We start from the raw sequence: 11,134 nt of genomic DNA on the forward strand, positions 1-11,134 counted from the left end.
AAGTAAATGAGTCCGCGCAGTTTCTTGTCGAGGGGGATGCGGGAGCATGTTTAAGAAAAGCATTCTCAAGCATACAAAATAGCAGTGGCGCAGCACAATTGTTTGAAAATGAATTGCCTGCAGATGTTGGGATGGATAACTCTGGTGGTTACTTTAGCTTTATAGTAACCGCCATGGAGCAAAAAGGTGAAAACTACAACATAGTGTCTCCGAAAAGAATGCCAATACCAGCGGGGGCGATTTATAGAAAGCTTATCAATAATGAATGGATTGACTTTAATACCAGCAACGGCGATAATATCTATTCTACTCAAGGTGCGCAAGGGTATTGCCCTTAACCAAATAGTCAGCTGTGGCAAGAAGGGCTTAAAGAAGGTGACTGGTGTGTACAATTACGCATAACTGATGGTGGTATCAATGATGCTGATGGCGTAGCGAATGGTCAAATTGTTGATCCAGGCGGCGTTAGCGTTATGAGTAGTAATAACAGCGCGCCTGTTACACAATCAGATCAAGTAACTATTGCACTAGGTAATAGTATTGTTATTGATGTGCTCAGTAATGATAGCGATGCAGATAATGATGTATTGATGCTCACCAGTGCAAGTGTTGATTTTGGTGAGGTAGCAATCGTTAATAATCAACTTAGTTATCAACCATTACTTGATTTTATTGGTACTGCAACAATCAACTACAGTGTGTCTGATGGTAAAGGTGGAACAGCCTTTGGTACAGCGACTGTTAGTGTGGTAGTAAACAGTGCCCCAACAACTATTGCTGATACTGCAAGCACCAACGACCGCACGCAAATAGTTATTGATGTACTCTCCAATGACAGCGATGCGGATGGTGATGCACTTAGTTTAATAAGCGCGCAAGCTACGCAAGGAACAGTCACTATAAATAACGATGGCACATTGAATTACCAACCTAAAGTAGGTTTTGAAGGTGTTGATTTAATTGAATACACAGTGACTGACAGTAAAGGTGCTGAAGCTAAAGGAGAAGTAAAAGTGACCGTAAAAGCTTATACAACCACCACGGTTAAAAATAGCTCATCAGGTAGTTTAGGCAGCACCATGGTGTTGTTAATGATTGGTTTAGTCTTTATACGTCGCCAATCAAAACTGACGCCATGGGCTTTACTCGCTACGGCTGCGGTAGTCAGTCAGCCTGTACTAGCAGGTGAGTGGTCTATGGATGGCACTATTGGTTATGCGGCCGTTGCAGGCTCAACCACAACTAATCAATCAGTCGAATTAGCGAATACTGAATACGACGATACCGATATTAGTTGGTCAATAGGCGCAATTTATTCCTTAGCGACTAATTGGCAATTTGGCGTACGCTATATCAACTTAGGCGAAGGTAGTATGACCTTTGTTGGAGATACGCTTGATCCAAGTAACGCGCAATTGAATGTATCACAAACCGTGCCGGTATTGTCACAAGGACCTGCGATACAAACAGCTTATGTATTTCCGCTGTTGGGCCAAGTTAAGAGTAAGGTTTTTGTAGGGGCTTTCCATTATCATTATTCAATCGATAGCCGCTCATCTACGGGGCAAAAAATTACATATAGTGACACCAATACACGCCCTTATTTGGGCGGGCAATTAGCTTATCCAGTGCTTGAAAATACAGATGTTTCAATTAACTATAGCCATTATAAGCTAAGAGAAAACGATGTGAATGAATGGGCGCTAGGATTCCAATATCAATTTTAGGAGTCATTAAAGCGTAAATAAAAACGGCTAGCTTTCTAGCCGTTTTTGTATTTAATACTTAAACAACCCAAGTTTAGCGACAATGCCTTTTCAAGATCATTGAGCTACTTAACTGTCTTATCAAGATGATCCGCTTGTTGGGCAAGCGATTACCTTCTAACATCGGAAATAAATTAGGGTATTTAAGATAGTGATCACCTTTAAGCCATTAGCTTCGGGTCTCACGGTATCGGGCCTCGTTTTGCTTTGGTGCTTTTGCTATAAGCTTAACAATTTGTTTTATGCATACGTATTCAGATCAGTTCGCCGTCAAGCGATTATGGTTGCGTGATCATAATCGCTATTTCGGTTCGGTAGTCACGAGCATATAAGCTGACCCGCACGGTTTTCTTGTCGATGGTATAAAACAACGTTCGGCGTTTATTATCACCGATAATAAGCTCAGACTTACCTAAAGCTTGTTGATAAAAAGCACTCACTTTTGTAATCGACTGAGCAACATAGCCAGTTTGTATCAGTGGGTAGTCATCGGCAATTTGTAATGAGTACTTAAAATCAGCTGGTAGCGGAACGCTGTCTAAATTTGCAGCGCAAGTCAGTGAGGTTAGGCTTATTGCTAACAGCAGTGGTGTTATTATTTTTATCATATTGGTTCCTACACGCTATTTTTGCTAAATTAAATTTTATTTCGAATTAAATCTCTTACAATAAAGCGGGCTGGGTGAATCGCTTGGCTTACTCGTTCACTCAAAGGCTGTGGTTCATTGTTAAGTGCAGCAACTAATTGTTCTGCACACAGGGGCGCACTGCATAAGCCACGAGCCCCAAAGCCTGTGAGTATGTGTAGTCCTTTTTGTGGTTTTTGTAAGGATTGATATTGATAGCGTTTCCCTGCGCGTAAATTGGCAAACGCGTGAATATAATCACTTTGCTGCGGCCATTCTCCGGCCATAGGGAGGTGATCAATAAAACTACAACGTACAGCGGCTTTAGCTGCCGTGATCTCACCTAGACTACTGGCAAAGTCGGTTTGTCCATAAAAGTGAAGCAGTTGCTCGCGATTTGTTTGATTGTCTTGGTCTTTGACTGCGCGGCTTTTTGAGTTCTTCTCGAATGTTGCGCCCATACAGTGATGGTCTAAATAAGCAGGAGTAAAGTAGCCTTTATGACATAGCACGGTTTTTAGTTTACGTGATGCAGGACTTGCTTGTACATGGGATACTTGACCACGCACGCCAACAATTGGCAGAGCCTGAGTTTGTACAAAACGGTCGCTGTGCTCACCAGCACATACAATAACGTCACTAAATGGGCCAAACTGCTGTCCTTGGATTAATAACAGCCAGCCTCGCGGGGTTTTCTCAAGCTGTTCGAAATCACAATTAAAATGGCTTTTAATTGGTTTGAGTTTATGGGCTTGTTGGAACAGAGCGCTCACTAATTGTGGTGGGTTAACCCATCCACCTAACGGGAAATATACGCCAGAGTAGCCTGTACTTACACCGGCAATTTCATCACCTTGCTCAGGCGTTACGCCGTGCATGAGTTCATCTGGCCACAGCTGTTTATGTTCAATATTTTGATGGCGCTCAACTAAGGGTTGTTTGATCGCGTGTTGTAATACGCCGCACCATTGATGATCATAGTGAAAGCCATTCTCAGTGAGTTGCTGATAAAGTCGTTTCGCATATAAAAAACTGTGCGCAAAAAGCTCACTGTGCGGGGAGTTTTTTGCTTGTAAGTGCGGATAAATCGCACCTTGTACATTATGAGATGCGCCCATCGCGAGTTGGGGATCTTGGCAAAAAAGTTGGCTGTTAACCCCACGTTTCGCCAAGCTATATAAAATAGCGCTGCTGGCTATCCCTCCGCCAATGACAGCAACGTTTTTAAGTGAACTTTGCTGATGAGCCAGATAAGGTGGCGCCGATTGTGCTTGGTTAGCATGGGCTAAAGAACCAATCAGCATTTCATTTTTTTTGCCATGACCTTTGATTTTTTGTACCGCAAACCCTGCATCAGCAAGACCTCTACGTACAACACCTGCAACCGTAAAGGTTGCAAACGTGGCATTACTACGAGAAATATCCACCATTGAATTAAATAAGGCTGGCTGCCACATTTCTGGATTTTTACTCGGTGCAAAGCCATCTAGATACCACGCATCGATAATACCTGTTTGCGGGTAGCTTATAGCTGCGAGTGATTCTTGCACATCGGCAAAATATAAATCGAGTATAATTCGACCATTATCAAATTCAAGACGATGGCAACCAGCCAAATTAATCGGGTACTTAGCAAGTAACTGTTTACTCAATGGTGCTAAACTAGGCCATACTTGCAATGCCTTTTGCAGATCGTCTGTTTTAATCGGATACTTTTCAAAAGAAATAAAATGTAAGCGCTGCACATTCTGTTGTGCTGAGTTGTGAACTTCTTGGCTTTGATGTTGCCTACTGGTTAGATGATTTTTAAATTGTTGCCATGTATTTAAAAAATTAAGCCCAGTACCAAAACCAGTTTCAGCGATAACGAAATGTGCACGGTCATGATTTTGTAATCGATGAGGCATATTATTTTGCTGGTAGAACACATAATCAGACTCAGCTTGGCCATCATCGTTCGAAAAGTAGACATCGTTAAAGTTGTCTGCAACGGGTGTACCTAAGTTATTAAAGTGAATTTCAGCGTTTTTAATCATGGCATGCAATTAATGAGTACTTTTTTTCATTATTTTACGTGTTTTCTTTGAAATAGTCTGGCGTTATTTATAAGCTAGAGGTTCAGAGTACAAGTGTACGCTAGAAAGCTGACCACTTCGTTGTAAGTTTCAGCGTAAAATAGAACACAATTTAGTATCAAGCTAAGGTAATTACCCATGAGAAGAGCCGTTATTACGGGCATCGGTGTTGTATCAAGCATCGGTAACAACAAAGAAGAAGTATTAGAATCGTTAAAAACAGGTAAGAGCGGAATCGCTTTTAACCCAGAATTTGCTGAATATAAGTTACGTAGTAACGTATCTGGCAAAATTGATATTGACGTTAAAGAGTTTGTTGATCGTAAAGCAATGCGCTTTATGGGCGATGCCGCTGCGTATTCGTATATCTCAATGGCACAAGCAATTGCAGATTCTGGTTTATCTGATGATCAAGTATCAAATGAGCGCACGGGTATCATTGTGGGTTCCGGTGGTGGTTCATCTAAATGGCAGGTTGAAGCGGCTGACATTTTACGTGAAAAAGGCGTAAAACGTGTAGGTCCTTATATGGTTCCGCGCACCATGGCCAGTACAACATCGGCATGCTTAGCAACACCATTTAAAATTAAAGGTGTTAACTACTCAATCAGTTCAGCATGTGCAACCTCTGCACACTGTATTGGTAACGCAGTTGAGCAAATCCAATTAGGCAAACAAGACGTTGTTTTTGCCGGTGGCGGTGAAGAGCTTCACTGGACATTGGCAATGGAATTTGACGCAATGGGCGCACTTTCTACTAAATATAACGAAACGCCTGAAAAAGCCTCTCGTACTTATGATGCTAACCGCGATGGATTTGTTATCTCTGGTGGTGGCGGTATTGTTGTTGTTGAAGAACTTGAACATGCGCTTGCACGTGGTGCACACATTTATGCTGAAGTTGTTGGCTATGGCGCAACATCTGATGGCTATGACATGGTTGCACCATCAGGTGAAGGTGCTGCACGTTGTATGCGTCAAGCAATGCAAGGCGTTGACAGCATTGATTATCTAAACACTCACGGTACATCTACACCAGTAGGTGATGTAAAAGAGTTAGGAGCAATTCAAGAAGTATTTGGTGGTAATTCACCGATGATCAGCGCGACTAAAGCAATGACAGGCCATGCACTGGGCGCCGCTGGTGTGCATGAAGCTATTTTCTCACTATTGATGTTAGAGCATAGCTTTGTTGCGCCTTCAATCAATATTGATGAGCTAGATGAACAAGCTGCAGGCTTAAACATTATCACTGAGCGTAAAGACGTTGAACTAAATACTGTTATGTCTAACAGTTTTGGTTTTGGTGGTACTAACGCCACGTTAGTGATGAGTAAATATAAAGGCTAATTAAAAAGCCACATTACAATTAAAGCCGAGCAACTTGCTCGGCTTTTTCGTTTTCAAAGTCGGCTATGTTCGTTACAATAGCGGCTCTTAGTGCTTACTGGACTTGTTAATGAAAATTCTTGCAGACCAAAACATGCCACTTGTTGAGCAATATTTTGCTGATTTTGGTGAAGTAACGCGTTTTGATGGTCGTACATTACAAAGCGAACAGCTAATTGATGTTGATGTATTATTAACTCGCTCGGTAACCTCAGTAAATGAAGCACTGTTAATACATGCTAATAAATTACGCTACGTAGGTACGGCGACAATCGGCGTTGATCATATTGATACTGATTTACTCAAACAACGTGATATTGCATTTACGAGCGCACCTGGTTGTAATGCCGTTGCTGTGGCTGAATATGTGATCAGTAGCTTGTTTGCACTGTGCCAAGAAAATGCCTGCACCTTGGAACACAAAACCATTGGGATTGTCGGAGTGGGCAGTATTGGTAGCTGTTTGCGAGATAAATTAGCCGCGCTTAATGTCACTGTATTAGTATGCGATCCACCTAAGCATGAAGCGGGACAATTAGCCGAGCATACAGATATTGATGAGTTGTTGAGTAAAGCGGATATCGTCACTTTCCATGTGCCGTTAGTAACGACCGGTAAACATAGTACCTTGCATTTAATGAACAAAGCGCGTTTAGCAGCGCTTAAACCTGGCACTATTTTGATTAATGCCAGTCGCGGCGATGTGGTCGATAATCATGCTCTACTGGAAATTATGCGCGGTGGTGCCAAGCTCGATGTGGTATTAGATGTATGGGAAAACGAACCTTCTATATTAACTGAATTGCTTGAGTTTGTGCGTTATGCCAGTGTCCATATCGCAGGCCATACCTTAGAGGGTAAAGCACGTGGCACGCAAATGCTCTATGAAAAGTTGTGCGAGCTTAAAGGTTTGCAAACAGGCAAAGCATTAGCTGATTTTTTACCAGTGCCCGCGTTTACCCAAGTTACATTACAAGAAACCTTTAGCGAAGCTGATTTAGGTCAGTTGATCCATCTGGTTTACGATGTGCGTCGTGATGATGGTATTTTGCGATGCAACTTAGCAAGTGAAGGGTTTGATAGCTTACGTAAAAACTACCCCATTCGACGTGAATTTAGCACAGTCAAAGTGCTAGGTGCAGGCGCATATTCGCCTTTGCTGCAAGGGCTTGGTTTCGTAGTCGAATAACTTAAAATTTAAACAGCGGCCACAATGGCGGCTGTTAAACGAGGAATACACATGTCACAAAAATATAATGTTGCCGTACTTGGCGCTACAGGTCTTGTTGGTCGCCAAATTATTGAAACGTTAGAAGATCGTAAGTTTCCTGTTGATCAATTATTTTTATTGGCAAGTAGTCGCAGCGCTGGTGAAGATATTAAGTTTCGTGGTGAAACTATTGAAGTGCAGGACGTTGAAGGGTTTGACTTTAGCCAAGCGCATATTGGTTTATTTTCTGCTGGTGGCAGTGTGTCAGAAAAATACGCACCTATTGCCGCTGATGCAGGATGTGTAGTAATTGATAACACTTCGCACTTTAGAAATGATTTTGAAATACCACTGGTTGTGCCAGAAGTAAATGCAGCAAGCCTTGCTGATTTTAGAAATCGCAATATCATTGCTAATCCTAATTGCTCAACTATTCAAATGATGGTGGCATTAAAACCTATTTATGATGCATACGGCATCGATCGTATTAATGTATCTACTTATCAAGCAGTATCGGGTGCAGGCAAAAAAGCGGTTGATGAACTTGCAAAACAAACTGCTAATTTAATGAATGCACGCCCTGTAGATAGCGAAATATTTCCAAAGCAGATGGCGTTTAATGTTATCCCACAAATTGATGTTTTTGAAGATAACGGTTACACCCGTGAAGAAATGAAGATGGTTAACGAAACCCATAAAATTCTGGGTGATACCACAATTGCTGTTAATCCGACGTGTGTACGAGTTCCGGTATTTTTTGGTCACTCAGAAGCGATTAACATTGAAACACGTATGCCTTACGACTTTGAACATGTAAAACAGTTACTTAATGACGCGCCAGGGCTTGAACTTATAGAAGACGAAGGGGATTACCCAACCCCGGTTACGGATGCAAGTGGTAATGACATTGTGTATGTAGGGCGCTTACGTCAAGATATCTCACATCCGCATGGTTTAAATATGTGGGTTGTAAGTGATAATACCCGTAAAGGGGCCGCAACGAACAGCGTGCAAATAGCTGAAGAGTTGATAGCGAACTATCTTTAATTAAAAGTAAGAAAAGCGGCAGTTTGTCGCTTTTTTATTTTTTAACTGCCAAATAATTGCCGCATAGCTGCTAAAAGCGTATAAACTTAATCTTAACGATAAAAAATTCTTCCAGCTGATAAAGTTTAAGCTATTACGTATCAAAGTGTTGCGATGGATATTAAGCCGCAACTGGTTTATAGTTTGCAACTGGAATAGAGCTTGCAGGAAAGACTTAATTAACTATTTATTTATGTACGTTATTTCTGCAAGAAATAATCAATGTTTAAGCGTCTAATTTAATGGCGCTGCGTTAACATTTAAACATTAAAGGATCAGCATGCGCGGTTTAGCTACACTCCTCTTATTAGCGTCTGCATTGGTGGTAACACCGATATACTCCCAAGACGGTGGCCAACTTAAAGGCCCTAAAGGCGTTGATTATGGCGTTCAAGGGCGTTCTATTGGGCCAATAAAGCCAACCGATACGCTATGGCGAATTGCTGCAAAAGTGCGACCAGATAACTCCGTCAGTATTTATCAGGTTATGCAGGCTTTATATGAAAAAAATCCGCAATCATTTTTAGATCAAAATCTCAATCATATGCGCGATGGTGCGTATTTAAAAATTCCTACCTTAGCCGATATCCGCGCAGTAAGCCCAGAGCTTGCCAAACAGCGCTCAGAGCAAGATGATGAGCTATGGGAAAAAAAGAAAAATGGCACGCTTACGAACAGCGAAATTACTGCTTCACAAACCAAAGTAACTCAAGCACGCAAAGTGGATGTTGATGAAGCTAAGCAAGAATTAAAACAAGAAATCAACAGCATTAAAACCCAACAGGGCAGTCAACTTGTTGAATTACAAAAACAGTTTAAGTCGTCTGTTGATAATGTCGAAGAAATCTTAGTTGAAAACAGCAAATTAAAGCAACAGTTAACTGGCGTGTCTAAAGAACTTGAAATTATTCGTGAGCAACTTGGTAAAGACAGTGAAATTCAACGCCAACTTTCTGAATTGATTGCAAAACAGAACGAAATTATAGAGCAACAACAAGCAAAAAAGCTCGAAGAGACTAGTGAGTTTGACTTTGCTGGGCTGTTAGCCAATCCGCTAGTTCTTATTTTATTAATGACAATTCCAGCGTTATTGATCATCTTTGCAATCGTGATGTTTTTACGTAAACGTAATAAAGAAGATGAAAGCACAGATGATGACGAATTTTTACCACAAAGCCCTAGTTATACAACAGAGGATGATGTTGACTTAGGACCATCACTTGATCCAATTATTCCAGATCCAGTTCAAGAAGACGATGATGTAAGTATTCAGCTTGATGATCTTGAGAACGATATTTTACCAGATGACGACGATATTATTTTTGATGACAATATTGATGATGCGTTTGAGGATGGTGACAGTTTATTAAATCAAGACGAATTAGATGGCTTACTGAGCGACGACATTGTATTTTCTGATGAAAGTGACGAAGCTAAAGAAGATGATGAACTTGATATCTTCATGCAGCAAGATTTTGATCAAGCAGATGATGATAGCTTAGGTGACGACATTGATTTAGATATTAAAGCTGACAACAATGATGGCGATATTTTAAGTGCAGCAGATCTAGATGATTTATTTGCTAATGACAGCGATGAACCGACTGCTGAATTAGATGACTCGCTTGATTCAGATGATGACTTAGCAGCACTCAGTGAAGAGTTAGCAGATGAAGGTGATGATTTTGACATTGATGCATTGATTGATGAACAAAGTAGTAATCAACCGACAGATAAGAATGACGGCGATAATGACGAATTTGATTTAGACGATATTGACAGTTTAATTGATGAAGCTGGTGATAAAGCAACAGCAGAGCCAGAGCTGGCAGAAGAAGATGAATTTGATTTAGACGATATTGATAGTTTAATTGATGAAGCTGGCGATAAAGCAACTGCAGAGCCAGAGCTTGCTGAAGAAGGCGAATTTGATTTAGACGATATTGATAGTTTAATTGATGAAGCTGGCGATAAAGCGACTGTAGAGCCTGAGCTGGCAGAAGAAGACGAATTTGATTTAGACGATATTGATAGTTTAATTGATGAAGCTGGCGATAAAGCAACAGCAGAGCCGGAGCTGGCTGAAGAAGACGAATTTGATTTAGACGATATTGACAGTCTGCTTGATGAAGCTGGCGATAAAGCAACAGCAAAGCCGGAGCTGGCTGAAGAAGACGAATTTGATTTAGACGATATTGACAGTCTGCTTGATGAAGCTGGCGATAAAGCAACAGCAGAGCCGGAGCTGGCTGAAGAAGATGAATTTGATTTAGACGACATCGATAGTTTAATTGATGAGACTGGCGATAAAGCAACAGCAGAGCCGGAGCTGGCTGAAGAAGATGAATTTGATTTAGACGATATTGACAGCCTAATTGATGAGACTGGCGATAAAGCAACAGCAGAGCCGGAGCTGGCTGAAGAAGATGAATTTGATTTAGACGATATTGACAGCCTGCTTGATGAAGCTGGCGATAAAGCGACTGCAGAGCATGATCTGGCTGAAGAAGACGATGAATTTGATTTAGACGATGTTGACAGCCTAATCGATGAAGCTAGCGACCAAGTAGCTGCTGAACCGGAGCTGGCTGAAGAAGATGAATTTGATTTAGATGACATTGATAGTTTAATTGATGAAGCTAGCGATCAAGAAGCGGCAGAGTCTGTAATTGCTGAAGAAGATGATGAATTTGATTTAGGTGATATCGATAGTTTATTAGAGGATGGTGCTGAAGAAAAATCGGAACCAGAAGCCGGATCTGCACTTATTGAAGAAGACGATGAATTTGACTTCGGTGATATTGAAAGTTTAACAGATCAAGCACAAAGCACGCAGCTAGATGAAGCTCTTTCTGATTCGATGGAAGAGTTATCGAATGTAGAAGATGAACTAGACGTCGAAGACGTTGAATCTATTGCATCAAGTTTAGTTGACGAACCAGAAGTAACTATTGAACAAGAGCCAGAGCTTGAAGAAGAACC

8 protein-coding genes and 1 pseudogene are annotated in these 11,134 nt (G+C 41.2%); 7 read left to right on the forward strand and 2 right to left on the reverse strand.

Going from position 1 to position 11,134, the window contains the following annotated elements; translation table 11 throughout:
* From H5232_RS20520 to H5232_RS20525, 3 genes and pseudogenes are all read left to right on the forward strand, one after another.
* Positions 1-338, forward strand: a 338-nt coding sequence (locus H5232_RS20520) for a hypothetical protein (RefSeq protein ID WP_182831423.1), incomplete at its 5' end; no start/stop codon positions are given.
* A gap of 12 nt (positions 339-350) precedes the next feature.
* Positions 351-458, forward strand: a pseudogene (locus H5232_RS24765) (choice-of-anchor U domain-containing protein); the annotation flags it as partial.
* Between the two features lie 15 nt (positions 459-473).
* Positions 474-1,727, forward strand: coding sequence for an Ig-like domain-containing protein (locus tag H5232_RS20525; RefSeq protein WP_182831424.1), 1,254 nt, complete (start codon positions 474-476; stop codon positions 1,725-1,727).
* 317 nt (positions 1,728-2,044) lie between these two features.
* Here the strand turns inward: H5232_RS20525 and H5232_RS20530 are convergent, their stop codons facing one another.
* On the reverse strand, positions 2,045-2,374 hold the full coding sequence (locus H5232_RS20530; protein WP_182831425.1) for a hypothetical protein: 330 nt from the start codon (positions 2,372-2,374) through the stop codon (positions 2,045-2,047).
* A gap of 29 nt (positions 2,375-2,403) precedes the next feature.
* Complete coding sequence (gene mnmC, locus H5232_RS20535) at positions 2,404-4,428, reverse strand: bifunctional tRNA (5-methylaminomethyl-2-thiouridine)(34)-methyltransferase MnmD/FAD-dependent 5-carboxymethylaminomethyl-2-thiouridine(34) oxidoreductase MnmC (RefSeq protein ID WP_182831426.1); 2,025 nt, start codon at positions 4,426-4,428, stop codon at positions 2,404-2,406.
* Between the two features lie 177 nt (positions 4,429-4,605).
* Between mnmC and fabB the strand changes: the two genes are divergently transcribed.
* The 4 genes from fabB to H5232_RS20555 form a co-directional block, all read left to right on the forward strand.
* Positions 4,606-5,817, forward strand: a complete 1,212-nt coding sequence (fabB, locus tag H5232_RS20540; protein ID WP_145241506.1) for a beta-ketoacyl-ACP synthase I — start codon at positions 4,606-4,608, stop codon at positions 5,815-5,817.
* 109 nt (positions 5,818-5,926) lie between these two features.
* A complete protein-coding gene (locus H5232_RS20545; RefSeq protein WP_145241504.1) occupies positions 5,927-7,045 on the forward strand; it encodes a 4-phosphoerythronate dehydrogenase in 1,119 nt (372 codons plus the stop codon).
* A 51-nt stretch (positions 7,046-7,096) separates the two neighbouring features.
* A complete protein-coding gene (locus H5232_RS20550) occupies positions 7,097-8,113 on the forward strand; it encodes an aspartate-semialdehyde dehydrogenase (protein ID WP_145241502.1) in 1,017 nt (338 codons plus the stop codon).
* Positions 8,114-8,432: 319 nt separating this feature from the next.
* The coding region (locus H5232_RS20555; protein WP_310736892.1) for a FimV/HubP family polar landmark protein at positions 8,433-11,134 on the forward strand (2,702 nt) is incomplete at its 3' end.

This window comes from Pseudoalteromonas sp. SG41-5 (assembly GCF_014164495.1).
GTDB lineage: Bacteria > Pseudomonadota > Gammaproteobacteria > Enterobacterales > Alteromonadaceae > Pseudoalteromonas > Pseudoalteromonas rhizosphaerae.